A 24,790-nucleotide genomic window follows, 5' to 3' on the forward strand; every position below is an offset into this window, starting at 1 on the left:
GACGTTGGTGGAGAGGATCTTTTCCACCAGGTTCAATTATTCTGTTCAGGCGTCCGGCGGCTTGCCGCCCCGTCTGCCGGTGACACTCCGGCCGCAAGGCCGTCGAACGGAGTCGATATGGACGCCACGATCAAATCCATCCGCCCCAACAAGCCTTCCGATCGGCAGCCCGAGAGCCGCCCTGCCGAGCTTGATCCTGCCGAATTCCTCGCGGTCGCCGTCCGCGCCGACCAGCCGCGCCCGGCGCGCGCCGAGGCGGAAGCGGCGGTGAAGACGCTGCTCGCCTATATCGGCGAGAACACTGAGCGCGAAGGCCTGCTCGACACCCCGCGCCGCGTGGTCGAGGCCTTCGACGAGCTCTATCAGGGCTATCACCAGTGCCCGGCCGAGGTGCTCGACCGCACCTTTGGCGAGACGGCGGGCTATGATGATTTCGTCCTGGTCCGCGACATCGAATTCACCTCGCAATGCGAGCATCACATGATGCCGTTCTATGGCAAGGCGCACATCGCCTATACGCCGGTGGAACGCGTGGTCGGCCTGTCCAAGCTCGCGCGCCTGACTGATATCTTCGCCCGCCGGCTCCAGACCCAGGAGCATCTGACGGCCCAGATCGCGGCCGCCATCGACGAGATTCTCAAGCCGCGCGGCGTTGCGGTGCTGATCGAGGCCGAGCATACCTGTATGTCGGTGCGCGGCGTCGCCAAGCATGGTGCTTCCACCTTCACCAGCCGCTTCACCGGCATGTTCCGCGACAATCCCGCGGAGCAGGCCCGTTTCCTGTCCCTGGTGCGAGGCACGACGCGCTGACCTCGCAAGGCCTTATTTTTTTGAGCATGATCTTTTCGGAAAACCGCTTCACACTTTTCCGGATCATGCTCGAGCGAGGGTCCCGTGTCCGCTCACTCCCATGAGATCGAGGAAGGTCTCGCCTTCCTGCCCAAGTTCGACGCGAGCGGTCTCGTGACCTGCGTCGCGACCGATGTTGCCACGGGCGATGTGCTCATGGTCGCGCACATGAATGAGGAGGCGCTGCGCAAGACGATCGCGACCGGCGAGGCTTGGTACTTCAGCCGCTCGCGCAATGCCTTGTGGCGAAAAGGTGAGACATCGGGTCAGACCCAGCGCGTTGTCGAGATGCGCACCGATTGCGACCAGGACGCGATTTGGATCCGCGTCGAGCAGATCGGCGCGGCGTGCCACACCGGGCGCAGGTCCTGCTTCTATCGCAAGGTGGAGGGAGAGGACGGCGGCGCCAAGCTCGTCTTCGTCGATGCGGAGCGGCTGTTCGATCCGGACGCGGTCTATAAGAAATAGCAAGCTGTCATTCCGGGGCGCGCGTAGCGCGAGCCCGGAATCCATCGTACGGCATAACGCGCGGTGGAATCGATTCCGGGCTCGCACCTGCGGTGCGCTCCGGAATGACTCGGGGAAGGGGCGACCCCAGAATTAACCCGGCATTAACCATACCTGTCCCACGGTGAGACGACAGGGCGCCGAATTGCCGGCGTCGCTCAACGCCGCGCGGGGCGGGCACTTCATCATGTCGGTCGACAATTTCAGTGCGACGCAGACGGCCGGTCTCGATCCGTCGCGGGCGCGCGTTGCCGGCGCGATCAAGCAGGCCTCCAATATCTCCGGCGTCAGCTTCCAGTACATGTTGACCACTGCCAAGATGGAATCGGATTTCGATCCGACGGCCGGCGCCACCACCTCGTCCGCGCACGGGCTCTACCAATTCATCGACCAGACCTGGCTTGGCACCGTGAAGGAGGCCGGCACCCAACTAGGCTATGGCAGCTATGCCGACGCCATCACCAGGACCTCGTCGGGCACCTACACCGTCGATGATCCCGTGATGAAGCGGTCGATCATGAAGCTGCGCGACGATCCGGACGCTGCTTCCGGCATGGCCGCGGCGCTGACGCAGTCGAACAGCTTCAAGCTCACCGGCTTGCTCGGGCGCAGGCCGAGCGACAGCGAACTCTACATGGCCCATTTCATGGGCGTCGGCGGCGCCGCGAAACTGATCGCCAATGCCGAGGACAATCCGCAAGCGGTCGGCGCCCGGCTGTTTCCCAATGCGGCCGCCGCCAACCGCTCGATTTTCTACGCCAAAGACGGCCGCGCCCGCAGCGTCTCCGAAGTCTATTCGGTGCTCGACGCGCGCTATGCCAGCGCGGCCAATTCGAAAGTGACCCGCAGCGCGATTGCGATGTATGGCGATACGCCCTCGACAACGCAGGTCGCGAGCGCGAATGGCGTGCAGCCCGCTGCGCCGGTCATCGACAACGCCGCTTATCTCCAGACCTTCCCGAATACTCGCGCCGTGACGCCCGTCAGTGCGACGTCGCCAACGACGCTCGCGGACAATGCGCCGAGCACGCCGGTGTTTCGTTCGATCTATCAGCCCGGCGACGTCACGCAGCCGGTCTCGACCACCGTGCAGAAATTGTGGGGCAACAACGCCTCACTCACCTCGGTCGCATCCGCGATGCCGGACGTGCGGCCGCCGCAGCCGCTCGATCTCTTCAGCGATCGCAGCGGCACCTTCTCGAGCTAACTCACTGATCGAAGAATAAATCGCTCGCGTCCCGGACGCGCCGCGCTGCGTCCGTGCACGAAATCCAGATCTTTGTGCGCAACTGCGTCAACACCGTCATTGCGAGCGCAGCGAAGCAATCCAGAATCTCACCGTGGATACATTTCTGGATTGCTTCGCTGCGCTCGCAATGACGGAGCGTGGGCGAGGGCTAGCGCTCTCTCGCGTCCCGGACGCCGCGGCCTTTGTTCCCTTAACAAAACGTCAATAAAACCAGCCAGTTATGGTGAACGCTTTGTTAAGCGTCGTGGTTTATTTTGTGTTGCAGGTGACAAGCCGTCACCATTTTTCGTTTTCGTTGCGTAAGCCGGAAGCACCATGATTGTTCGGCAGTTCATTAATTGGATCAGGACGGCGTCCGCCGGCGAGCGGGCCGAGGCGACGCGGGCGTTGGCCCGGGCCTGGCTGATCTCGGACCTTTCTCATGACGATCGCGTCGCCGCCGAAGGCGCGCTCTTGATGTTGCTCGACGATCCCTCGCCGCTGGTGCGGCAGGCGATGGCCGAGGCCTTTGCGCGCAGCACCGAGGCGCCGGCCGCGATCGTGCGGGCGCTGTCGGCGGATCAGCCGACGGTTGCGCTGTCCGTGCTCGAACATTCTCCGCTGCTGATCGATGCCGATCTCGTCGACATCGTCGCCACCGGCAATGACGAGGTGCAATGCGCGGTCGCCCGCCGTATCGCGCTGCCGGTCTCGGTCTGCGCCGCCATCGCCGAGGTCGGCTGCGCGGCTGCGGCGCTGGAGCTGATCGAAAATCCCCATGCCGAGCTCGCGCCGTTCTCCTGGAATCGCATCGTCGAGCGCCACGGCCATCTCGCCGCGATCCGCGAGGCGATGCTGGTGCTGGAGGATCTGCCGGCCGCAACGCGCGCGGCGCTGGTGACCAAGCTTTCCGAGACCCTTGCGCAGTTCGTCGTGGCCCGGAACTGGCTGAGTGCCGACCGTGCCGAGCGCATCACGATCGAGGCGCGCGATCGCTCCACCATGAACATCGCGGCGCGCTCGCGTGGCGAGGACATGCAGGGCCTGGTGCGGCACCTGCGCATCACCGGCCAGCTCACCGCGGGTCTGATTCTGCGGGCGCTGCTGTCGAGCAATCTCGACCTGTTCGATGCGGCGCTCGCTGAACTCGCCGATCTGCCGTTGGCGCGCGTCTCGGCGCTGCTGCACGACCGTGGCGGCAACAGCCTGCACGCGCTGCTCCGCCGCGCGGGGCTGCCCGAGGCGACATTCGCGGCATTCCAGGTCGCGCTCGATGCCTGCCACGAGCAGGGCTTCGTCGACAGTGATGATGGTGCGGCGCGGCTGCGCCGGCGCATGGTCGAGCGCGTGCTCACTCATTGCGAGACGGACCGCGGCGCCACCGAACCGCTGATGGTCCTGCTCCGCCGCTTCGCCACCGAGTCCGCGCGCGAAGAGGCACGACTGTTCTGCGACGAGCTCGTCGCGGATGATATGATCGATCCGGTGTACGACGATCTGATCGCGGCGTAACGAGACGCCGTAGGGTGGGCAAAGGCGCACAGCGCCGTGCCCACCATTTATCTGCGCAGTTGATGTTAGATTGGTGGGCACGCTCCGCTTTGCCCACCCTACGATTCTGATCGTGTCGATAGAGCGGAGTCGAAGCCCCAAACTCCGTCATTGCGAGACGAAGGAGCTGAGCCCTTACTCCGTCGGCGCGATGCTTGGCGCCAGGATCACCTCGAGGTGCTCGGGGCGGTCGCGGTTGACGTGGGCGAGATATTCGTCGGCGACCTTGCGCAGGCGCCGGCTGAGCTCGGCGGAGACGCTGATGCTGTCGAGCCTGGTGTTCTCGTGCAGGATGGCGAGGATCGCGTTGATGTGGTGCGTGAACAGCTCGGCCGGCACCTTCGAAAGATCCGGCGCATGCTCGATGACGCGGCACAGGCTCTCGGCGATTCCCGCTGCCGAAGGAAAGCCGAACGTCGCCGCATCGCCCTTGATGTCGTGCGCGGCGTGGAACAGCTCGTCGCGCAGCTTCTTGGTGAAGCCATCCCGCTGCACGGCGGTCCAGGCGGCGGACAGTCTCTGGACCTCGATCGTCATCCAGTTCCTGAATTCGCCGGACAGGCCCGCCAGCGCCTGCTCGGCGCGGGCGACCGGATCGTCCATGTCCTTTTCTTCGACCCGGCGCAGCACCTTTCGCAAGGGATTGGGCTGCCTGATGACGTGATGCGTGGCGAAGGCCGTGACCTCGATGTCCTTTGCGCTGTTCTTCGCCATGATGCCTGCCTCGTGTGCGCTAGATGGAGGAGCGGGCCTTGTCGAGCAACGAGGGCTGCTGGAGCACCTCGTGCTTTTCGCCGACGCGGCGTTCCGGGCCCATATAGGCGGAGTTGGTGTTGCGGCGCCGGTCCGGGCCGAAGTAGGTCTTGGTCTTGATGAAGGGGCGGGGATTGGCGACCACGTTGAGGATGCGCTGATAGAGCCCCTTGGCCGAGATCGGCTTGGCCAGGAATTCGGTGACGCCGGCATCGCGCGCGACCGTGACGCGACGCTTCTCGGAATGGCCGGTCAGCATGATGATCGGCGCGTAGGGATTACCCTTCGAACTCCGGCTGGCGGATCATCTGCGCGAGCTCGAGCCCGTCGAAGATCGGCATCGCCCAGTCGGTGATGACGATGTCGGGCACGTAATGGCTGTACATTTCCAGCGCCGTGGCGCCGTCCTCGGCCTCGTAGACTTCGCGTGCGCCGAACGAATGCAGCAGCGTCCGCAGGATGCGGCGCATGTGCGGATTGTCGTCGCAGACGAGGAAGCGCAGCTTGTTGAAGTCGATACGGAACATGACGCCCGGGCCAAAGCGGTCAACCTTCGTTAACCATATCGTGGCGGGGGTTAATGAAGGGTTGCGATCGGCTCTCCGGACGGGGCTGGCCGGCGCGGCTCAGTAGCCGAACTGTTCGCGCAGAATCCGCTCTTCCAGGCTGTGACCGGGGTCGAACAGCATCCGCATCGAGATGGTCTTGTCGGAGAGGACCTCGACCCGGAGGACGTCGCGCACCTCGTCGTGGTCGGCGACCGCCGCGACGGGCGCTTGTCGCCCTCGAGCACCTCGATCACGACATAGGCGGTGTTGGGCAGCAGCGCGCCGCGCCAGCGGCGCGGGCGGAAGGCGCTGATCGGCGTCAGCGCCAGCATCGCGGCGTTGATCGGCAGGATCGGCCCCTGGGCGGACAGGTTGTAGGCCGTCGATCCCGCCGGCGTCGCCACCAAGATGCCGTCAGCGATCAGCTCGGACATGCGCTCACGCTCGTCGATCAGGATCCTTAAGCGTGCCGCCTGATAGGTCTGCCGGAACAGGGCGACCTCGTTGATGGCGTGATGCAGGTGGACGCGGTCGTTGACGTCGGTCGCGCGCATCAGGAGCGGATTGATCTCGGATTCATGCGCCGCCTCGAGCCGCCTGCGCAGATCGTGCGTCGAGTATTCGTTCATCAGGAAGCCGACCGTGCCGCGGTGCATGCCGTAGATCGGCTTTCCCGTGTGCATGTTCTGGTGCAGAGTCTGGAGCATCAAGCCGTCGCCGCCGAGCGCGACGACGACATCGGCTTCCCTGGGGTCGCAATTGCCATAGTCCCGGGTGAGCTGGGCGAAGGCGGACTGCGCCTCGCTGCTCGGGCTGGCGACGAAGGCGATCCGGTCGTATCGCGAGGTCTTGGTCATGGCTTCCCGGGCAGGTGCCGCTGGCTCGAGTAAGTTCCGCCCGGCTCGTCTATACGACCTGGGCCTCGATTGTCGAGGAGGACCGCCTTTCAAGGCAAACGGGCGACCGCCGGGTTCAGGACAAAACAGGGTCGTTTCAAGCCCGGTCGGCCTCCTCCAGCTGCCGCCGGACCGATGGTCCCCCAAACCGACGCAATTTTGCGCTAGCCTTTCGGCACGCACCGGCTTTCAGAGCCGGGCACGGAGAACGATCATGGTTTTGAGTTTGCCGGTGCTCCGCCACGCGATGCTGGTGCTGGCGGTTTCGGCTTTCGGGTTCGCGGGATTGGCGCGCGCGGATGATCCGCCGCAGCCCCGCTCCGAGGCGGCGTCGCCAGCCGGACAGAAGGGCGGGCGTGGCGGTGGCGCGCAAAGCACTGCGCCGGCTTCGCCGTCGGCGGCCGAGTTGCACCGCCTGCCGCCGGATTCGACCACGAGGCAGACGCTCGAACTGCCTGGCCGGACGCTCAACTTCGCCGCGACCGCCGGCTCGATCCGGGTGTTCGACGGCAAAGGCGAGCCGCTGGCCGACATCGCTTATACGTCCTACGAGCTTGATGGTGCCGACCGCGCGACGCGCCCCGTGACCTTCCTGTTCAACGGCGGGCCCGGCGCGTCTTCGGCGTGGCTTCAGTTCGGCGCCGCGGGGCCGTGGCGGCTGCCGCTCGACGGCGAAGCCCTGTCGCCGTCGGCCTCGCCCGAGGTGAAGCCGAACGCGGAGACCTGGCTCGACTTCACCGATCTCGTCTTCATCGACCCTATCAGCACCGGCTACAGCCGCTTCGTTGTGAGCGGCGAGGACGCGCGCAAGTCGTTCTATTCAGTCGACGGCGACGTCAATTCGATCGCGCTCGTGATCCGTCGCTGGCTGGAGAAGCACGACCGGCTGACCTCGCCGAAATACGTCGCGGGCGAGAGCTATGGCGGCATTCGCGGACCGAAGGTGGTGCGCCAGTTGCAGCTCCAGCATGGCGTCGGCGTCAGGGGATTGATCCTGGTCTCGCCGCTGTTCGACTTCCGCGAGTTCGCCGGCACGAGCCTGCTGCAATATGTCGCGACACTGCCGAGCTATGTCGCGGTCGCGCGCGAGGCCAAGGGACCGGTCACGCGCGCCGATCTCGCCGACGTCGAGGCTTATGCGCGCGGCGAATTCCTGGCCGATCTCGTCAAGGGCGAGGCGGACAGGGAGGCGACCAACCGGCTCGCCGACAAGGTCGCCGAGCTCACCGGTATCGACCAGGCGGTGAGCCGCAGGCTCGCCGGCCGGTTCGACGTCGGTGAATTCCGCCGCGAGTTCGATCGCAAGAACGGCAAGGTGACGGGACGCTACGACGGCTCCGTGCGCGGCTTCGATCCCTATCCGGATTCCGGCAGCTCGCGCTTTGGCGACCCCTCCGGCGATGCACTGCAGGCGCCGCTCACGAGTGCCGCGGTCGAACGTGCTGACACGCAAGCTCAACTGGCGGCCGGACGGGTCCTACGAAGTCCTGAACGGCAGCGTCGAGGGGCACTGGGATTTCGGCCGCGGCCTCAACCCGCCGCAATCAGTGTCGGAGCTGCGCCAGATTCTCGCCACCGACGCGAAGCTGAACGTGTTAGTCGCGCACGGCCTGTTCGATCTCGCCACGCCCTATTTCGGATCGAAGCGAGTGCTCGACCAGTTGCCGGCCTTCGTCACGCAACGCGTGAAATTCGTCGTCTATCCCGGCGGCCACATGTTCTATTCGCGCGACGGTTCGCGGCAGTCGATGCGGAGTGAGGTCGAGACGTTGATCAGGGAATAGAGCATGATCCGGAAAAGTGCGTAGCGGTTTTCCGATAGGATCATGCTCCGACTGAAATAGGCCGGCGCTTGCGCGGCTGATATCGACGGCCGATCTCGCGGGCGACGACTTTTTCCGGCTTGACGTTGGCGCCGGCGATCCAGATGTCGCTCACCTTGCCGCGCTTGTCGCGGACGCGGCGGACAGGCTCGCCATGGCTGGAGTAACCGGCGGCCCAGGCGAGCTTGCCGGTGTCGCGGCCGGCGACCTCGATCTCGGCGGCATCCATGAATGGGTTATTGAACTGCGGATTGGCGACGAGCACGCGGTTGCCCGCGGGCACGAGATCAGTGGCTCCCCAGATCGTCCACCAGCGGCCGGTCCAGTCGCGCACGCGCCGGTCCGGCGCGCCGCGCGTCTTGAACACGCGCAGGATCTGCAGCGCGCCGTCCATCCAGAACGGCGCGGCGCCGTCGATGGAGTTGCTGAGGATGCTGATCGCGAGCTCGCAATCAGGAATGGAGCAGGTCCGGGAGATGTAGCCCTGGAAACCGCCACCATGGCCGAACCAGTCCCAGCCGTCGGTTTTGCCGGCGTTGACGCCGAGCCCGTAATAGCCCTCGAAGCTCTGCGGGATGCGCCAATGGTGTCGCGTCATCTCGCGGCGGCTCGCGACCGAGAGCACGCTCTTTTTCGCATTGGGTGCGAGCTGCGCGAAGAAGCGGGCGGTGTCGCCGGCAGTCGCGACGAAGCCTGCGGCGGAGGCCATCGCGTGCGCGGGATTGTCGCCGGGGATCACGCAGCGCTCGCCGAACGGCACTTTTCGCGTGTGGCCGCACGCGAATGGCTTGCCTTTGGCAAGGGGGGCATTCGGTTCGGTCTCACGTAAGCCGGCCGGCTCGACGATCTCGCGCTTGATCCAGGCTGGGTAAGGCTCCTTCGTCACGGCCTCGATGACGAGACCGAGCAGGCCAAAACCATGGTTGGAATATTTGAAGCGCGTGCCGGGTTCGACCGCGGTCGGCAGCTTCGATTCCGCGAGCAGCTCGTTCGCGTTGAGATAGGGGCGGGTGTCGATGAACTGGCCGGAATCGGCGCCGTCGCGCGTCAGCCCCGCGCTGTGCGAGAGCAGTTGCGCGATCGTCGTCTCGGCGACGCGCGGATGCAGGCCGCCGACATATTGGCCCACGGGATCGTCGAGCCGGAGCTTGCGCTGCTCGCGCAGCTTCATGATGCCGGCTGAGGTGAAGCTCTTCGAGTGCGAGGCGATGCGGAAGCGATGGCGCGGGGTGAGCTTGTCGCCGGTGTCGAGATTGGCAAGGCCGAATGCGTGCTCGGCGACGACCTCGCCGCGATGGGCGAACGCGACGATGACGCCGGGCTGTTGGACGGTCCTCAGCTGGAATTCGATCCAGGAGCTAATGTAATCGATCGCGGATCGCAGCCACGGGTCCATTGCGCACCAATTTGCGAGGGAAAGATTTGGTGCGGGAAGCTAGCCGAGAAAGTAGAACGGGCACAACCCCAAGGTTGTGCCCGTTCAATTCATTCAAAGATGCGAGGTCTCAGTAGACCGACGGCTCAGTAGACCAGCGTCGCGCCGGTCGGCTTATCGAGCGCGGACGCGAGCGAGCGATATTCGGAGCTGTCGGTGCCGGCGAGCGAGGCGATCTTGTTGAGGTGATACTGCGCCTGTTCGCGGTTGCCCTGCTCGAGCTGCCAGAGGCCGTAATACTGCCAGGTGCGGACGTGGTTCGGATCATCCTTCAGCGCCAGCTCGTAATAGGCCTTCGACGACTGGTAATCGCCGAAGCTTGCGATAGGAGTAGCCGATTAGGTTTGCGACATCGGCGACGTCGTCGCGCTTGAGCGATTTCAGCTGGTCGATCGCACCCGTGTAGTCGTGGCGGTCGTAGATCGCAGTATAGGCGGTGCGATAGGCCGCCAGGAATTTGGGATCGCTGACGGAAGAGCTCTTCTTCTTGCCCTTTTTGGACGAGCTGTCCGACTTCGGCGGCGAGGAGGGCTCGTCGCTGCCCGCGGCGTAGGCGCTGGACAGCACCGGCGCAGCCGCCAGCGTCATGGCGACAAGTCCCGGCACAACAAGCATTGAGAGTTTGCGCATCTAAGTTCTCCGGTATGGAACGTGGCGATCCTACACGATTGCCCGAAGACCGGAACACCCATGGGGCGAAAACATTCCCGCTTCGCACGATCTATTCGTCCTGCCGCAGATGACAAACTTGTCATCGAGATGAACGGAAGCCTGCAGCGGCCTTCAGACCGGGTTCAGTGCGCGGCCCCTAGGCTCCCACCTACGATCGAAGAGGTGACGAGAGGGCGCCGCCTCAAGATCCTTCCAAGAGGAGACCACCATGTTGAAGACCATTTCCGCAGCCTTGCTCGCCGCTTCCGTGATCGCAGCCCCGGCCTTCGCCGCTGAGGCCGGCAAGACCACCACGACCGCGCCGGTGATCAAGGCGGATCAGAGTCAGACCAAGGCAGCGAACACTGCCGTCAAACCGGATGCGGGCGTCAAGGCCGACACGAAGGCTTCCGACGTCAAGGCGGACGCCAAGGTGGACACCAAGTCGAAGGCGATGAACGCCAACGCTGCCGTCACCCCCGCCGAGCACAAGTCCGTGCGCAAGCATCGCCATCACCACAAGCAGGTCACGGCCAAGGAGTCGCTGAAGGCGCAGCCGGACGTGACCAAGCCGGCGACATCGGACAAGCGCAACTGACGACTGATCTCCCGCGCGGCGGCATCCCTGGCATTGCCCCGCCGCCGCGTGCGGAATTCAGGCCCGGTCCGTTCGCCGTGCCTCGTGCGAAAGCTCGAGGTGTCGGCGGCGGGCCGGTGCGTCGTTGCGCCGCTGCAGGCGAGCTCCCTTCATGCAGGGTTGGGATCGTGCGGGCTTGGGTTCGTAGAAGCTTGGGGCTAGAACATCTCCGAATCTGATCGAGCGGAGAGCGGGGCCTGTGGGGCGATTGGCGAGATGTGCGGTGATCTTGGCGTTGCCGTTGGCGCTTGCGGCATGTTTCGGCAGCGACGGTGACCGTCCAACACTGTTGGGTGGGACCCAGGCCGGAGGGCCGCAGCCGTTTCCCGACAATTTCCGCGGCAACACGCTGGCCTTGATGCGCAGCTATCTGAACAATCCGGTCGGAGTGCGCGACGCCAGCATGGCTGATCCGGTGCAGCGCGAGGTTGGTGGGCGCCAATTCTATGTGAGCTGCCTGCACTTCACCCCGCGCGAGACTGATGGCAGCTATAAGGGCATGCGCGAACGCGCCGTGATTTTCGTCAACGGGCGGAGCGACCGCGTCGTCGATCGGACGAGCGAGCTCTGTGCCGGTGCGGTTTACGCACCCTTTCCGGAACTGGAAAAGATGACGCGGTAGCGCAAAGCCCGCCTTCATCGCCTCGTGATAGGACAGTCCGCGCCGGAGCCGCTGGATCACGTTTTGGCGAGCTTTGAACGGGGCGGTTTCGTCTCGCGACAAACCCTCACGGCAGGCCCTGCGCAGGCGACGAGAGCAGCCAGCGCAAGGCGACGTGACGGAACAAAATCGCGCTGTTGCCACCCGTCACAGTAACGAACGATCAACGTTCCGGCATCGTCGCGAAGCAACCAAATTCACGCCACGTTGTTTGCTGAGGGTCGAATTTGAAAGCACGGGGATGATCATGAAGAGGTTTTTGCTCGGAGCAGTCGCGCTGCTGGCGCTGGCCGCGCCGGCCGCTGCTGCCGATATGCAGCCGCGTACCTACACCAAGGCGCCGGCCTATACGCCGCCGCAGGTGATCTACAATTGGACCGGTTTCTACATCGGTGGCCATGTCGGCGGCGCCTTCGCTGGCGACAACAGCTTCCAGTCGAGCGACGCCCGCTTCCTCGGCGGCGTGCAGGGTGGCTTCGACTACCAGTTCGCGCCCAATTGGGTGGTGGGTATCGAGGCCCAGTATTCCTGGCTGCCGACCAACAACAACGGCGTCACGTTCCCGCTGGGCACGCAGGTGACGTCCAACACCGACCAGCTCGGGTCGGTGACCGGTCGCATTGGCTACACCTGGGGACCGACGCTGCTCTACGCCAAGGGCGGTTATGCCTGGCGCAATAACGGTCTTGGCGTGAACATCGCCGGGGTGCCGCAGACCTTCACCACCACCGGCAACAGCAAGGACGGCTACACCGTCGGCGCCGGCCTCGAATACATGTTCGCGCCGAGCTGGTCGGCCAAGGCCGAGTACCAGTATTACAACTTTGGCAGCACCACCTTCACCTCCGGCCCGGCCGACATCGTCGGCGTTCGTGGCCGGGAGGACGAACATACCGTCAAGGTCGGTGTGAACTACCGGTTCGGCTGGGGCGGGCCGGCGGCCGCGCGCTACTGACCTACCGCCCACGACCAGGATCTGACAAAGGCCGGCTCCCGCCGGCCTTTCGTTTGTCAGGATCCTGATTGCCGGCCTTCCGTTTGCTTTGCGTGAACCATCTGGCGCGTCATTTGCTTGCAAACAGTGCGGGCGCGCCTTCTCACGCGCGTCATGGGGCCGGGGTAAAGCAAAAATAATTTTTGCGATTTACGGAACTCGCGCTCCTCAACGCGTTATATGAGAATTATCGGGCTGGTGGGACGACGGACATGCGTATCTTTGTGTCGGCAGTGGTGCTCTCGTGCTTCACCTGCCTGCCGTGCTCTGCACAGACAATCCTCAAATCCGAACCTCTGATGCTGGCGCCCTATGAGGTCGCCTTCGTCAAGGACGCTTCCTGTCCGTCGGGCAAGGTGCTGAAGGTCACCGGCGCGATCCGGGGGCTGCATCGCCGGAAGGCCTGCGTGGCCCTGGCGGGCGAGCAGGCATCTCTCGCGACCGCGACCCCCTGACTCAAGATAACAGCTCGAGCTCCATCCTCGACTGCTGGTCGGCCTCGGCCTTGTTCTTGGCGGGGTCCTCGCCCTGGGCTGCCTGGCAGGGCGCAATCTCGTAGTCGTTGTCGAGCACCCGGCGCGGTCCCCGCTGCTTGTCGTCCGCGATCACGTCGACGACGAGGCCACTTCGCTGCGCGAGCTTCCAGACGTCGGACTCACTCGGGTAGGCCTTGCTGATCTGGGCCTCGTTGCAGAACAGGGCGTAGGGCATTCTTCCCACTCCAGGAAAGCCCGTTAACGACTTTGCGGGTGAGGGGTTCCGGCCGGCGGCCGATCACGGCGCCGTGATCAGGGGCGGTAGGGCCCTGAGTCCTTAATCAGTTCCTGAATCCCAAAAAGAATCCCTGGGACTCTCCGGCCGGAATCAGCGGATGTTTTCGGCCATGACGAGCGACCTGAAAACCTCCTGCGGGCACATGCTCCTGCCCCTGACGCTGGCGCTGTTTGGCGCCTGCGCGGCCAATCTCTGGCTGGTGTGGTCCTGGCTGTAGCCCCCGACTGGAGAGCCGGCCCTACTTTTCGGCCGGTGGACCGGGGGAGGGATCGCGGATGGCGGCGCGCAATTTGGTCAGGGTGGCCGCGCAATACTCCTCGCGCTCGCGCTCGAACCGCTCCTGATGCTTGCGGAAATTGGCAATCCGGGCCTGCATCTCGCTGCGGAAATCGCCGCTTGCCCGCGCCGGCGGGAGCTTGACGGGCTGAGGCTGCGGAGGGGGCTGGGGTGGCTCGATCTCGGCCGTGACGGCCTCGACGGCGACGATCTCGACGGTCGCCGCCGGCGAATCCGACGGCGCGCCCGGCTGAAGGACGTCATCCCTCTTGCCGGTCACCGATTGAACGAAGGCCAGTGTCTGCGCGATCAGTGCGTCGCGTTCCCTGATCCACTTCATGATCCACCTCAGCCGCACCCCCATTCCAACAAAGCGGTCGCGCCGAATCAAGGGTCCGTTTGTAAAGGGGATTGCATATTTTTCCCGATCGCCCGACAGTGGTCGAATGAATGCCGAAGACAAACGGATGGACGAAGCGGAGGGCTTGAGGCTCGTCCGCGCGTTCCTGTCGCTGCCGCCCGACAAGCGGGCGGAGGTGATCGCGTTCGTCGAGGAATTGGCGCGTGCCCACGGCCGGCCCGAAAAGGGCAAGGAGATATCGCCGCAGTGATGGCTAGCGCTGGCGCGGATTGACGTTGGGCTCGAACGGCGCGCCGACCACTCGAACCGGTGTCTTCTGAGCGCTGACGTCGGTCGCCATCCGCTGGGCCACCTGCTTTGCCGGATCAGGTGACGGCGCCGGTTCGAACAGCGCAACTGTGCCGGCCACGGCGCCACAGCACAGCGTCACCGTTGCCAGCAAAAACATGTTTCGGTTTTCTTCCCTGATCCGCATGGATCGAGAACCAACGACGCACGGCTTTGGTTCCTGTCCGGCCCTATCGGACCGGCCATCTCCGAAACGATTGGATCGGATGGCACGCGGCGATGACGGGCGCGGCGGATCGCCTGTACACTGGGCTCGCGACTTGATTTGAGCCTAGTCCGATGATCTCCAATCGTCCTCCCGTGCTCGCCCAGGAACGTTTCATCGCCGACCGCGAGAATTTCGCCGGCCTCGATCTCGCCACCTCGGTGTCGGGCCTCGGCTCGGAGGACCCCGCGACCGCCGCGATCCGGGAGACGCTTGCTGCACTGCTGCAACGGCTCGGCGCGCGCTCGCTGCTCGATGCGCCCTGCGGCGATGCCGGATGGATCGGCCGCCTGAAGCTCGATGTCGATTACACCGGCATCGACATCGTGCCGTCGCTGATCGAGGCCAACCGCCGGCGTGTGGCAGGCGGTGGGTCGTCGGGCCGGTTTCTCGTTGCCGACATCACGCGCGATGCACTGCCGCGTGCGGATGTCATTCTCTGCCGGGACTGTCTGGTGCATCTGAGCTTTGCGAATATCGATCGCGCCCTCGCGCGATTCCGGGAGAGCGGCGCGCGCTTCCTGCTGGCCACCACCTTTCCGGAATGGGATGCAAATCGCGATTGCGAGGACGGCGACTGGCGGGCGCTGAACATGGAGAAGCCGCCGTTCGACTGGCCGGCGCCGCACGCGCTGATCAACGAGCGTTGCGAGGAGGGCGGTGGCGGCTGGCGCGACAAGAGCCTCGGGCTCTGGCGGCTGGAGGATGTCCGATGATCGATGCCAGATGCAGTTGCGGTGCTGTTTCACTTTCGCTCCCGGGACCGACCAGGCTGGTCGCGGCCTGTCATTGCATCGACTGCCAGCGGCGAACCGGAGCGCCGTTCGGCGTCGGTGCGTTCTACCCTGTCGAAGACGTCACGATCTCCGGCGCGCCGAAGCAGTACGCTCGCGCCGCCGCAAGCGGCGGCGAGGTCCGCTTCTTTTTCTGCGCCGACTGCGGCTCGACGGTCTGCTGGAAGGCTGACAATCTGCCTGACATGATCGGCGTTGCCGTCGGCGCCATCGCGGATCCGGATTTTCCGGCGCCCGTCAGATCGGTGTTCGAGCAATCGAAACATGCCTGGGTCGAGATCGGTGGCGCCGGCGTCGCGCACTTCGAACAGGGCAGTGCGCGCAAGAGTTCAAGCTGAGGCACAGGCAGGTGCCGGCGCGGCCGGTGTTCGGTCAAGGACGCTGCCGATGACTTGCGTTGGACGACGCTCCTGACGTCTGTATCGGTTCACCGGGAGCACGGTCCAGTGGCGGGTGAGGCCTGGCGAGTCCTACCGTTCCGGGAGGTGCGTCGTTGCTGGCGGTACGGGTATTGACGCGCTCTAACGTGACTGTCGATGCAACCACAATGGCGATGGCCAAGGCGACAGCGGATAGGGCTAAGGCTACCCGATCATTCGGGTCCATCGCTAGACCTCCGCGAGACGGCTCTATAGCTCAAGGATAACGGCAAACCGATGGTTTAGTTCTTGCGGTGGTCGCCGATGAATAAGGAGCCGTGGCAATTGACAGGCTTCGATCCGCGGTCGCGGAGGGCGGTGGAAGCTTTGCCGCCCGGGTCGATTGCAGGTTCGACATAGCACGTCAGGCCACGACGCGGTGTCGGCTAAACCAATGGTGCCGGCTGAGGGGATTGAACCCCCGACCTTCGGTTTACAAAACCGCTGCTCTACCGCTGAGCTAAGCCGGCGACGCCTGAGAAAGCGGGCAGGGCCGGCACATGCCGGGGCCGTCCACCCGGCCGTCCACCCTTGCGCGCCGCAATATCAGACTTGGTCGGAAAGTGCCAGAACCGCGATCGTCGTCGCAAGACATGAATCAGGCGGCCTTGCGGGCCGCCTGATGGGTCGCGTTCAATGTGAGCCGCTTACTGGCAGATGTGCCGGCGGCCGTCGTCGCCCTTGAACCAGGTGCCGGGCGTGCAGACGAAGCCGTTACGCTGGGCATAGGTGCGGGTGTCCCAGCCGCGATTGTCCCACGAACGATCGTAGGCGTAGGAATTGTCCCAGGCGCGGAACGGAGCGGTTGCGATCGCGCCCGCGGTGCCGATCGCAGCACCGGCTACGCCCGCCGCGACATCGGTCGGCCAGAAGCCGGTGCGGCTCCTGTTCCAATCGTTATTCCAGTCGCCGCTGTTGGTCTGCCGATAGGACATGCGGCGATGGCGATAACCCCTGTCGGTGTACGGGTTTCCCGGTCCGAGGTTCTGGCAGTTGGCATTCGGGAACTGGGCCGAGCAGCGGGCAGGATTGTTGACCACCGCCTGTGCCATCGCGGGGCCCGCGAGAGTGGTGGTCGCGATCGCGACGGCGCCGAGGAGTTTGATGTTCATGATTGTTGGCTCCCGTTGTGGTTGAACGGGGGCTAAATGCCGAGCGCGCCGGACGTTCCGGTGAAACCGGTCGATTTTCGCAGCTGGACGGTCAAACGGATGTGAGCATACGGGTGGTTCCGGTCGGTGCGCTCGATGCCGTTAACGCTTCGCTAGTGCGCTTTGCAGCATTTGAGCAGCGCGCAATCCTTGCACATTAGGCTTACCGGAAATTGGTGAGCGGGCCTTAACCCTCTCTGCGTCGCTATCGGATAGGTTGTCGCCGGATAACCGGGGGCCTCTCATGCGCGCTGCGGCGCTCGCTGCCTTTTTGATCGGACTGCCTGCGACGGCGCTTGCCGACGGCGGCTTCGATATCGTCGTTCCCGGCCGTCCCGGCGTGCCGATCATCATCAACAACATCGACGCGTCCTATAGCGTCGTCGAGGGCGTCTGGGGCCTCGGCAAGAACCAGCAGGTGCAGCCGACGATCTATGGCGGGCGCTATATCGCCGAGCGGCAGCCCGACGACGTCGGCCACTATTATCCGACGCTGGGCCTGCGGCCCGGCTACGGCCGGCTCGAGGTCGAGCCGCCCGCGAACCGCAAATTGCCGAAGCCAGCCGAGAGCTACCACCAGAGCTGGGGCGCGTCGTCCGCGCCGCTGCCGCCGCAGATGGACGTGCCCGTCGATCCGCCGCCGGTGATCCTCGCGCCCGAGATCAACGACCATCCTCGGCGCCCTCGGCCACGGCCGCATACAGAGATCCCCGGCAAGCCGCCGGGTTAGCAAACGTGAAAAGCCACAAAACGGAAATCAACAGGAGAGAGTAATGCGTCAGATGATTTCGGGACTGGTCGCGGCGGCTGCCGTGATGTTCGTCGCTACCGCGCCCGCCGCGGCCTGCGGCTTCACCACGTGCGCGCCGGTTGCGCCGGTCTATTCCGGCTGCAACACCGGCTGCGGCGGCTATGGCTATGGCTATGGAGCATATGAGCGCCTCGCCGAGCCGACCACGCAGTATTATTACGTCAACCAGGGTCCGACCTACACCGGGCCGGGCGCCTTCGCGCCGTATCCGACCTATCGTGAAGACGCGGTCGTCGTGCCCGCCAATTATGGCTATGGTTACGGCTATCGTGCCGCTTATCGCTATCACCGCCCGTACTATCGTCCGTATCGCTACGGCTATGGCCCTCGCTACGGCTATCTGCCGCGCGTGCACTACGGCTACGGTCCGCGCTACGGCTACGCTCATCGCCACGCACCGTATTACGGCGGCCATCGCGTGCTGCGCCGCTATTACTGATCTCTGATCGGTTCAGCCGACGAGGCGCCCGTTCGCGTGATGCGGACGGGCGTTCTGCTTTTTTGGTGTGAACGTAGTGGCGATCGGCGCTTTTGGCCGTCAGCCCGCCTGCTACGGCGTGGCAGCCTTCGCTCGCTTCGCATAATGAAGTTCTAGGTTGGCTTGCCCAGCCGAAGTTCGCGAAGCGAGCGAAGGCTGGTGGGGGAGGCAGGACTCGAACCTGCGAAGCCATGAGGCGGCTGATTTACAGTCAGCTCCCTTTGCCACTCGGGACACTCCCCCGCTCGACGGCAGCACAATCGGGCCGGACCTTGCCGGCGGACCGAAGACGGCCATGGAACGTGAAGGCCGCGACAACCCGGATCGGGGCGCGACCGGGCGCGTTTATGGGCGAAGCAGTGGGGCAAAGTCAACCGAGGCGAACAGCTAAAATCGCCCCTGAAGGCACCGAAATTGCCATATTCGGGGACCCGTGACACAAGCGAGCCCATGAAGGATCGAAAATTCGGCCCCAAGGGGGCTCGCGGCGGGGCTAAGCCCTTCAACAGGCCCGGGAAATCGGCCGGCCGCCCGGCCTGGCGCGACCGCGATTCGCACCCCGACGGGCCGGTCATCCTCTATGGCTGGCACACCGTCACGATGGCGCTCGCCAACCCGCAGCGGCGGATCCGCAAGCTGACGCTGACCGAGAACGCCGCAAGGCGGCTCGCGGACGAAAACATCGCAACCCGCATCGCGCCAGAGATCGTCCGGCCCCAGGAGATCGACCGTCTGCTGTCGCCAGACGCCGTGCATCAGGGCCTCCTCGCGGAAGCCGATCCGCTGCCTTCGCCTGATATCGAGACCTTGAAGCAGGAAGGCATGGTGCTAGTGCTCGACCAGATCACCGATCCACACAATGTCGGCGCGATCTTACGCTCCGCCGCGGCCTTTGCGGTGAAGGCGATCGTCACCACCGCGCGTCACAGTCCGGAAGCCACCGGCGTGCTCGCGAAGGCAGCCTCCGGTGCGCTCGAGCTCGTGCCGCTCATCACCGTACAAAACCTCGCCCGCGCGCTCACCGCGCTGAACGAGCGCGGCTTTCAGACCGTCGGGCTCGACAGCGAGGGCAGCGAAGATCTCAGCGACGTCGCGCTGCGTGAGCCGCTGGCGCTGGTGTTAGGGGCCGAAGGCAAGGGCCTCAGGCAGCTGACCCGCGAGACCTGTAGCGTGGTGGCGCGGCTCGACATGCCCGGCGAGATCAAGAGCCTCAACGTCTCCAATGCCGCCGTGCTCTCGCTCTATGTCGGCGCAAGCAGGCTCGGGCTGATGAAGCAGGGCGCGAGGTCGTAGACGACTGAAGGCAGACTTTACGCGATCATCTCTCGCACCATCGGCACGACCTTGCGCCCGTAAAGCTCGATGCTGCGCATCAGCTTCTCGTGCGGCAATGGCCCCGCCGAATACTTCAGCTGGAAACGCGAGATGCCAAGCGCCTTTGCAGTCTTGGCGATCTTGCGCGCAACGTTCTCGGGCGAGCCGACATAGAGCGAGCCGTGCTCGGCTTCGCTGACGAACTCGTCGCGGCCCATCGGCGGCCAGCCGCGTTCCTTGCCGATGCGATCGCGCATGGCCTTGTAATCGGGCCACAACTCTTCACGCGCCTGTTCGTCGGTCTCGGCGACATAGCCGGGGAATGCACACCGATCGGCTGTGCCGGGCGGCCGAACTCCCTAGACGCGCGGTGATAGAGCTCGACGTAGGGCGCAAAGCGCGCGGGATCGCCGCCGATGATCGCGAGCATCAGGGGCAGGTCGTAATGCGCGGCGCGCACCACCGATTGCGGGCTGCCGCCGACGCCGATCCAGGTTTTCAGCGTGCCGTTCTCGACCGGCGGATAGACCAACTGATCCCGTAGCGGCGGACGCAGCTTACCTTCCCAGGTCACCGGCTGCTGCGACAAGAGCGCGGCGAACAGGTCGAGCTTCTCCTCGAACAGCTCTTCGTATTTGCGCAGGTCGAAGCCGAACAGCGGGAAGGATTCGGTGAACGAGCCGCGGCCGAGGATCACCTCGGCGCGCCCGTTCGAGAGCGCATCCACCGTCGCAAAGCGCTGGAACACGCGGATCGGATCGTCCGAGCTCAGTACCGTCACCGCAGAGCCGAGATGGATGCGCTTGGTGCGCGATGCGATGGCCGCGAGCACGGTCTCGGGGGAGGAGATCGCAAAATCGGCGCGATGGTGTTCGCCGAGGCCGATGAAGTCGAGACCGAGCTCGTCGGCCAGCACGGCTTCATCGACAATGTTGCGGATCACCTGCGCATGCGAAAGCATCGCGCCGGCGGCGTCCTTGGTGACGTCGCCGAAGGTATCCAGTCCAAATTCGAGCGGTGCGGTCATCGATGAGGTCTCTGCGGGCGCAACAGGCGCCTGTCATTGAGGGAGGGATCGTTTGCGGTGGAGCTAGGCCGCTAATGCCAGCGCAACAATGCTGCTTCGAGAAACGCACCGTTTCCTTTTTGGAGGGTGTTAGGTGCGTGTTCAGTCGGCCTCGGCGAACATCCCGACCAGCGTCTCGCGTAGCCAGCGTTGCGCCGGCACGGTGTCGTTGCGCTGGTGCCAGAACAGGCTGACGATGCGCGGCGGCGCGCGAAGCGGAAGCGGCGTGGCGTGCAGGAACGGTGCGTGCCGGGATTGCGAGCGCAGGTCGCTCGGCAGCACGGCAATCAGGTCGGACTGCCGGACGACCTCGTAGGCGGCACTGTAGTGATTGACGGTTGCGACCAGGTTGCGCGATAGGCCACGCGAGGCCAGGAAGAGATCGTAGGACGGCAAGGTCTTGCCGGCGAGACTCGACATCGACGTGCCCCGCGTTGAGGAAGGTCCGCGTGCTCAGCCGTTTCTGGGCCGCGAGCGGATGGCCGCGCCGCATGAAGCAGGCATAGTCGACCGTCCAAAGCGAGCGCGAGCGGATGGCGGCCGGCTGCCGCGCTTCGTCGACATAGACGCTGAGCACGCAATCGACCCTGTTGTCCTCGAGCTGGTCGGCGATCTCGACGACAGTATTGGGCACGGTATGGACGCGCGATTTCGGCGCAACCTTGCCGAGATGGCCGAGCAGGTTCGGCATCACCAGCGAGGAGATGTAGTCCGACATCGACAGGCTGAATTCGGTCTGTGTACGTGCAGGATCGAACACCTGCTCGTCGAGCGCACCGCGCACGCTTTCCAGGGCCTCGCCGATCGGCTCCCACAGCACCACGGCGCGCTGGGTCGGGCGGATGCCGGTGCCGGCTCGCACGAACAGGGGATCGCCGAGCGCGTCGCGCAGCCGCGCGAGCGCGTTGCTGACCGCGGGCTGGGTCATCCGCAACGCATTTGCAGCGCGCGTGACGCTGCCCTCGGTCATCAGCGCCTCGAAGACTTTCAGGAGGTTGAGGTCGAGCGCGCGGAACGACACGAACATTCACCGCAGTGATATATCAAATCATAATTATAAATTATGACGATAATGTCACTTTGTCTATGGTCCCCTCCCGAGCGGCGCGCCGGGCCCGTGACAATCGAGGGGGACTTTCATGTCGATGATATCGGCGCGCATCGAGCGCCTTCCATTCGCGCGCTTCCACACGCATCTGCTGTTGATGGGCGGGCTCGGCTACATGTTCGATGCGATGGACGCGGCCGTGCTCGCGTTCATCCTGCCGGTGCTGCGCACCGCCTGGAATTTGTCGAGCGTCGAGATCGGCGTGCTCGGCAGCAGCACCTATATCGGCTTCCTGTTCGGCGCGTTGCTGGCGGGCACGCTGGGCGACCTGATAGGCCGCCGGGCGGTGATGATGTCGGCGCTGGCGCTCTATTGCGCGGCATCGATCGTGAGCGCGGCGGTCGACACATGGCCATCCTTCTTCGCCGCCCGCGTCGTCGCCGGCATGGGCACCGGTGCCGAGAGCGCGATCATCGCGCCCTATCTCGCCGAGTTCGTCGCGCGGCGCTTCCGCGGCAGCTTCACCGGCGCGCTGGCCGGCTTCTTCTCCTTCGGTTTCGTCGCGGCGGCCTTGCTCGGCTACTTCATCGTTCCCGCCTATGAGAACGGCTGGCGCATCGTGCTGGTGATCACCGCCGTGCCGGTCGTCATGCTGTTGTGGTGGCGCAGGGCGCTGCCGGAATCGCCACGCTGGCTGGAAAGCCGGGGCAGGAGCAAGGAAGCCGAAGCCGTGCTGGACAGGATCGAAGCCGGCTTCGCCCGTGAGGGTCACGCGCTGTCGCAGCCGGTTGTCGATGCGGTCAGTCCGCCCGTCGCCGGGGGAACGCTGCTGGCCAATTTCGCCGCGCTGCTCGCCGGCCGCCAGGCGCGCATCACCATCATGACCTGGATCATGTGGCTGGCGATCACCTTCAGCTATTATTCCTTCTTCGTCTGGATTCCCGGCCTTCTGGTCCAGAACGGCATGAGCATCACCAAGAGCTTCGCCTATTCGATCGCGATCTATTGCGCGCAGATACCCGGCTATTTCAGCGCCGCCTGGTTCAACGAGCGCGTTGGCCGGCAGGCGACGATCGCGTCCTACATGGTGCTCGGCGGCGCCAGCGCGCTCGGACTCGCGTTCGCGCACAGCGACCAGCAGATCATGCTCGCGGGCATCTGCCTGTCGTTCTTCATGAACGGCACCTATGCGGGCGTCTATGCCTATACGGCGGAAGTGTTTCCGACGCCGGTCAGGACCACAGGCGCCGGCCTCGCCTCCGCGATCGGCCGCATTGGCGCGATCGTCTCGCCGATCCTGGTCGGCTATCTCTATCCCAATTTCGGCTTTGCCGGCGTGTTCGGCATCACCACCAGCGTTCTGCTGATCGGCGCGCTGACCGTCGTCCTGATGGGCGTGCGGACGCGGGGCCGCTCGTTGGAAGAGATTGCGGCGGGTGAAGTCGCATGAGGAAGGCGAGACGCCAGGCCGATCCGCTGCTCTGCAATGTGGCGGCCGCGCAGGGCAGGGTGGAGCAGCCGAATGCCCTGTTCTCGGCGCTGGACGACGCGTTGAAATCGTCGATTGGGCACAAGCTGTTCACGATCCTGACCTATGACGGCGACAGCGGCGAAGCAGCGCGGGTCTATTCCAATCTCCCCGGCCCGTATCCGACCGGTGAACGCAAGCGCCTGGCGCCGGGCCCGTGGACCGAGGCCGTTCTCGATCGCGGCGAGGCCTATATCGGCCGCACGCAGGATGATTTGCGCAACGTCTTTCCCGACCACGAGCTGATCGCGTCGCTCGGCTGCGAGAGCGTGCTCAACATGCCCGTGCGCTGGCGCGGGCGCACGCTCGGCTCGCTCAACCTGCTGCACGAGGAAGCCTGGTACGGCGCGGACGACATCGCGGCGTGCCTTCCCTTTGCCCAGCTCGCGCTGCCCGCGCTGCTCATACAGTCCTGACCAGACAGGAAACGACCATGCCCAGCACCCTCTTCAAGAATGCCGCACTGCTTGATCCACTCCAGCCGGACCTGTTGGAGGGACATCACGTGCTGGTCGAGGACAATCTGATCAAGGAGGTCTCCGACCGGCCGCTCCAGGCCTCGGCCGATCGGACGATCGACCTGAAGGGCAAGACGTTGATGCCCGGCCTGATCGACCTGCACGTTCATGCGGTAGCGGTCGAGCTCAACTTGGCGCAGCAGGTGCACATGCCGAACGTGCTGGTGACGCTGCGTTCGACGCTACTGCTGCGGGGCATGCTCCGGCGGGGCTTCACCACCGTCCGCGACGCCGGCGGCGCCGGCCATGCGCTGAAACAGGCGATCGAGACCGGCCTGACCGACGGCCCGCGGCTGTTCGTCTCCGGCCGCGCGCTGAGCCAGACCGGCGGCCACGGCGACATGCGGGCGCGCTCGGACTACCTCGCCAGCGACGCGCCGTGTCCCTGCTGCGTACGTGTCGGCGCGCTGGCACGCGTTGCCGACGGCGTCGACGGCGTGCGCAAGGCGGCGCGCGAGGAGCTGCAGATGGGAGCCGACCAGATCAAGATCATGGCGTCGGGCGGCGTCGCCTCGCCAACCGATCCGGTCGGCGCCTTCGGTTACTCCGAGGACGAGATCCGCGCCATCGTCGAGGAGGCGCGCGGGCGCCAGACCTATGTGCTGGCCCATGCCTACACCGCTGCTGCCATCGCGCGCGCCGTTCGCTGCGGCGTGCGCACGATCGAACATGGCAATCTGGTCGATGCTCCGACCGCGCGCTTGATGGCCGAGAAGGGCGCCTATGTGGTGCCGACGCTCGTCACCTATGAGGCGCTGGCGAACGAGGGCGCCCAATACGGTTTGCCGCCCGAGAGCGTGGCCAAGATCGCCGATGTTCGCGACGCCGGTCTGCGTTCGCTCGCGGTCTACCGCGATGCCGGCGTGAAGATGGGGTTCGGCAGCGAACTTGCTGGGACCGTCCCAGCGTCTCCAGAGCGACGAATTCCGCATCCGCGCCGAGATACTCGGGCCGCGCGCCACCATCGCCAGCGCGACCTTGATCGGCGCCGAGGTGCTCGGCATGGAGGGCAAGCTCGGCCGGATCGTGCCCGAGGCCATCGCGGACCTGCTGGTGGTCGACGGCAATCCGCTGCGCGACGTTTCCTGCCTGCTCGGCCAGGGCGAGTACATTCCGATGGTGATGAAGGCGGGCAAGGTCCAGTTCGACAGGCTGAACGCGTAACC

Annotated in this window: 23 protein-coding genes, 2 tRNA genes and 7 pseudogenes; 18 read left to right on the top strand and 14 right to left on the bottom strand. The window is 65.0% G+C overall.

What is annotated here, in order from left to right; translation table 11 throughout:
* The first annotated feature begins 117 nt into the window (after window positions 1–117).
* The 4 genes from folE to ACSKB8_RS26365 all read left to right on the top strand — a co-directional run bounded on the left by folE (window position 118) and on the right by ACSKB8_RS26365 (window position 4,096).
* A complete protein-coding gene (folE, locus tag ACSKB8_RS26350) occupies window positions 118–810 on the top strand; it encodes a GTP cyclohydrolase I FolE (protein WP_091889368.1) in 693 nt (230 codons plus the stop codon).
* Window positions 811–894: 84 nt separating this feature from the next.
* Entirely contained in the window at window positions 895–1,317 is a 423-nt protein-coding gene (hisI, locus tag ACSKB8_RS26355; protein ID WP_370985564.1) for a phosphoribosyl-AMP cyclohydrolase, read from the top strand.
* 184 nt (window positions 1,318–1,501) lie between these two features.
* The gene (locus ACSKB8_RS26360; protein ID WP_438110683.1) at window positions 1,502–2,563 is read left to right on the top strand and encodes a lytic transglycosylase domain-containing protein; all 1,062 of its coding nucleotides are present in this window, start codon (window positions 1,502–1,504) and stop codon (window positions 2,561–2,563) included.
* Window positions 2,564–2,920: 357 nt separating this feature from the next.
* Window positions 2,921–4,096 (top strand): DUF2336 domain-containing protein, encoded by a 1,176-nt coding sequence (locus ACSKB8_RS26365; RefSeq protein ID WP_438107398.1) that lies wholly within the window; start codon window positions 2,921–2,923, stop codon window positions 4,094–4,096.
* A 174-nt stretch (window positions 4,097–4,270) separates the two neighbouring features.
* Here ACSKB8_RS26365 and ACSKB8_RS26370 read toward each other — a convergent pair whose 3' ends face one another.
* From ACSKB8_RS26370 to ACSKB8_RS26380, 3 genes and pseudogenes are all read right to left on the bottom strand, one after another.
* Window positions 4,271–4,849, bottom strand: a complete 579-nt coding sequence (locus ACSKB8_RS26370; RefSeq protein WP_438107400.1) for an Hpt domain-containing protein — start codon at window positions 4,847–4,849, stop codon at window positions 4,271–4,273.
* Window positions 4,850–4,868: 19 nt separating this feature from the next.
* Window positions 4,869–5,415: pseudogene (locus tag ACSKB8_RS26375) on the bottom strand (response regulator).
* Between the two features lie 99 nt (window positions 5,416–5,514).
* Window positions 5,515–6,293, bottom strand: a pseudogene (locus ACSKB8_RS26380) (NAD kinase).
* A 253-nt stretch (window positions 6,294–6,546) separates the two neighbouring features.
* Between ACSKB8_RS26380 and ACSKB8_RS26385 the strand changes: the two are divergent.
* Window positions 6,547–8,116, top strand: a pseudogene (locus ACSKB8_RS26385) (S10 family peptidase).
* 40 nt (window positions 8,117–8,156) lie between these two features.
* Here ACSKB8_RS26385 and ACSKB8_RS26390 read toward each other — a convergent pair.
* Entirely contained in the window at window positions 8,157–9,551 is a 1,395-nt protein-coding gene (locus ACSKB8_RS26390) for a serine hydrolase domain-containing protein (protein WP_438107401.1), read from the bottom strand.
* A 125-nt stretch (window positions 9,552–9,676) separates the two neighbouring features.
* A pseudogene (locus tag ACSKB8_RS26395) lies at window positions 9,677–10,220 on the bottom strand (tetratricopeptide repeat protein).
* 250 nt (window positions 10,221–10,470) lie between these two features.
* Between ACSKB8_RS26395 and ACSKB8_RS26400 the strand changes: the two are divergent.
* The 4 genes from ACSKB8_RS26400 (at window position 10,471) to ACSKB8_RS26415 (ending at window position 12,988) form a co-directional block, all read left to right on the top strand.
* The gene (locus ACSKB8_RS26400; protein ID WP_370985571.1) at window positions 10,471–10,839 is read left to right on the top strand and encodes a His-rich protein BRANT; all 369 of its coding nucleotides are present in this window, start codon (window positions 10,471–10,473) and stop codon (window positions 10,837–10,839) included.
* A 238-nt stretch (window positions 10,840–11,077) separates the two neighbouring features.
* A complete protein-coding gene (locus ACSKB8_RS26405; protein ID WP_438107404.1) occupies window positions 11,078–11,500 on the top strand; it encodes a hypothetical protein in 423 nt (140 codons plus the stop codon).
* A gap of 286 nt (window positions 11,501–11,786) precedes the next feature.
* Window positions 11,787–12,494: an outer membrane protein gene (locus ACSKB8_RS26410; protein ID WP_370985572.1), complete on the top strand. Its 708-nt coding sequence runs from the start codon at window positions 11,787–11,789 to the stop codon at window positions 12,492–12,494.
* A 251-nt stretch (window positions 12,495–12,745) separates the two neighbouring features.
* The gene (locus ACSKB8_RS26415) at window positions 12,746–12,988 is read left to right on the top strand and encodes a DUF6719 family protein (RefSeq protein WP_027560017.1); all 243 of its coding nucleotides are present in this window, start codon (window positions 12,746–12,748) and stop codon (window positions 12,986–12,988) included.
* 1 nt (window position 12,989) lies between these two features.
* Here the strand turns inward: ACSKB8_RS26415 and ACSKB8_RS26420 are convergent, their stop codons facing one another.
* Window positions 12,990–13,244, bottom strand: coding sequence for a hypothetical protein (locus ACSKB8_RS26420; protein ID WP_438107406.1), 255 nt, complete (start codon window positions 13,242–13,244; stop codon window positions 12,990–12,992).
* A 301-nt stretch (window positions 13,245–13,545) separates the two neighbouring features.
* The gene (locus ACSKB8_RS26425) at window positions 13,546–13,923 is read right to left on the bottom strand and encodes a hypothetical protein (protein ID WP_438107408.1); all 378 of its coding nucleotides are present in this window, start codon (window positions 13,921–13,923) and stop codon (window positions 13,546–13,548) included.
* Between ACSKB8_RS26425 and ACSKB8_RS26430 the strand changes: the two genes are divergently transcribed.
* A complete protein-coding gene (locus ACSKB8_RS26430; RefSeq protein WP_438107410.1) occupies window positions 13,922–14,194 on the top strand; it encodes a hypothetical protein in 273 nt (90 codons plus the stop codon). The two genes, ACSKB8_RS26425 and ACSKB8_RS26430, sit on opposite strands and share 2 nt — an antisense overlap.
* A 3-nt stretch (window positions 14,195–14,197) precedes the next feature.
* Here ACSKB8_RS26430 and ACSKB8_RS26435 read toward each other — a convergent pair whose 3' ends face one another.
* Window positions 14,198–14,392, bottom strand: a complete 195-nt coding sequence (locus ACSKB8_RS26435; protein WP_438107412.1) for a hypothetical protein — start codon at window positions 14,390–14,392, stop codon at window positions 14,198–14,200.
* A 179-nt stretch (window positions 14,393–14,571) separates the two neighbouring features.
* On the opposite strand from ACSKB8_RS26435, the gene ACSKB8_RS26440 reads away from it, so the two are divergent.
* Window positions 14,572–15,213, top strand: a complete 642-nt coding sequence (locus ACSKB8_RS26440) for a class I SAM-dependent methyltransferase (RefSeq protein WP_438107414.1) — start codon at window positions 14,572–14,574, stop codon at window positions 15,211–15,213.
* Entirely contained in the window at window positions 15,210–15,629 is a 420-nt protein-coding gene (locus tag ACSKB8_RS26445) for a GFA family protein (protein ID WP_438107416.1), read from the top strand. Before ACSKB8_RS26440 ends, ACSKB8_RS26445 begins: the two co-directional genes overlap by 4 nt.
* 476 nt (window positions 15,630–16,105) lie before the next feature.
* Here ACSKB8_RS26445 and ACSKB8_RS26450 read toward each other — a convergent pair.
* Window positions 16,106–16,180 (bottom strand) — tRNA-Thr (locus ACSKB8_RS26450).
* 177 nt (window positions 16,181–16,357) lie between these two features.
* Window positions 16,358–16,822, bottom strand: coding sequence for a hypothetical protein (locus tag ACSKB8_RS26455; RefSeq protein ID WP_128933053.1), 465 nt, complete (start codon window positions 16,820–16,822; stop codon window positions 16,358–16,360).
* Between the two features lie 283 nt (window positions 16,823–17,105).
* Between ACSKB8_RS26455 and ACSKB8_RS26460 the strand changes: the two genes are divergently transcribed.
* Window positions 17,106–17,591, top strand: a complete 486-nt coding sequence (locus ACSKB8_RS26460; RefSeq protein WP_438107418.1) for a hypothetical protein — start codon at window positions 17,106–17,108, stop codon at window positions 17,589–17,591.
* Window positions 17,592–17,634: 43 nt separating this feature from the next.
* The gene (locus tag ACSKB8_RS26465) at window positions 17,635–18,111 is read left to right on the top strand and encodes a hypothetical protein (protein ID WP_438107420.1); all 477 of its coding nucleotides are present in this window, start codon (window positions 17,635–17,637) and stop codon (window positions 18,109–18,111) included.
* A 196-nt stretch (window positions 18,112–18,307) separates the two neighbouring features.
* Here the strand turns inward: ACSKB8_RS26465 and ACSKB8_RS26470 are convergent.
* Window positions 18,308–18,393, bottom strand: a tRNA-Tyr gene (locus ACSKB8_RS26470).
* A 207-nt stretch (window positions 18,394–18,600) separates the two neighbouring features.
* On the opposite strand from ACSKB8_RS26470, the gene rlmB reads away from it, so the two are divergent.
* On the top strand, window positions 18,601–19,443 hold the full coding sequence (gene rlmB, locus ACSKB8_RS26475) for a 23S rRNA (guanosine(2251)-2'-O)-methyltransferase RlmB (protein WP_165405178.1): 843 nt from the start codon (window positions 18,601–18,603) through the stop codon (window positions 19,441–19,443).
* A 17-nt stretch (window positions 19,444–19,460) separates the two neighbouring features.
* Here rlmB and ACSKB8_RS26480 read toward each other — a convergent pair.
* From ACSKB8_RS26480 to ACSKB8_RS26490, 3 genes and pseudogenes are all read right to left on the bottom strand, one after another.
* Window positions 19,461–20,491 (bottom strand): annotated as a pseudogene (locus ACSKB8_RS26480) (LLM class flavin-dependent oxidoreductase).
* A gap of 141 nt (window positions 20,492–20,632) precedes the next feature.
* Window positions 20,633–20,950, bottom strand: coding sequence for a LysR substrate-binding domain-containing protein (locus ACSKB8_RS26485; protein WP_438107422.1), 318 nt, complete (start codon window positions 20,948–20,950; stop codon window positions 20,633–20,635).
* A gap of 73 nt (window positions 20,951–21,023) precedes the next feature.
* Window positions 21,024–21,557 (bottom strand): annotated as a pseudogene (locus ACSKB8_RS26490) (LysR family transcriptional regulator); the annotation flags it as partial.
* 112 nt (window positions 21,558–21,669) lie between these two features.
* On the opposite strand from ACSKB8_RS26490, the gene ACSKB8_RS26495 reads away from it, so the two are divergent.
* The 3 genes and pseudogenes from ACSKB8_RS26495 to ACSKB8_RS26505 all read left to right on the top strand — a co-directional run bounded on the left by ACSKB8_RS26495 (window position 21,670) and on the right by ACSKB8_RS26505 (window position 24,788).
* Window positions 21,670–23,028 carry an MFS transporter gene (locus ACSKB8_RS26495; protein ID WP_091889325.1) on the top strand — a complete coding sequence of 453 codons (1,359 nt, stop codon included), beginning with the start codon at window positions 21,670–21,672 and terminating at the stop codon, window positions 23,026–23,028.
* A complete protein-coding gene (locus ACSKB8_RS26500) occupies window positions 23,025–23,522 on the top strand; it encodes a GAF domain-containing protein (RefSeq protein WP_438107424.1) in 498 nt (165 codons plus the stop codon). Before ACSKB8_RS26495 ends, ACSKB8_RS26500 begins: the two co-directional genes overlap by 4 nt.
* A 17-nt stretch (window positions 23,523–23,539) precedes the next feature.
* Window positions 23,540–24,788 (top strand): annotated as a pseudogene (locus tag ACSKB8_RS26505) (amidohydrolase family protein).
* The last annotated feature ends 2 nt before the right edge of the window (window positions 24,789–24,790 follow it).

Source organism: Bradyrhizobium sp. BR 1432 (assembly GCF_051547705.1).
In the GTDB taxonomy this organism is placed as follows: domain Bacteria; phylum Pseudomonadota; class Alphaproteobacteria; order Rhizobiales; family Xanthobacteraceae; genus Bradyrhizobium; species Bradyrhizobium zhanjiangense.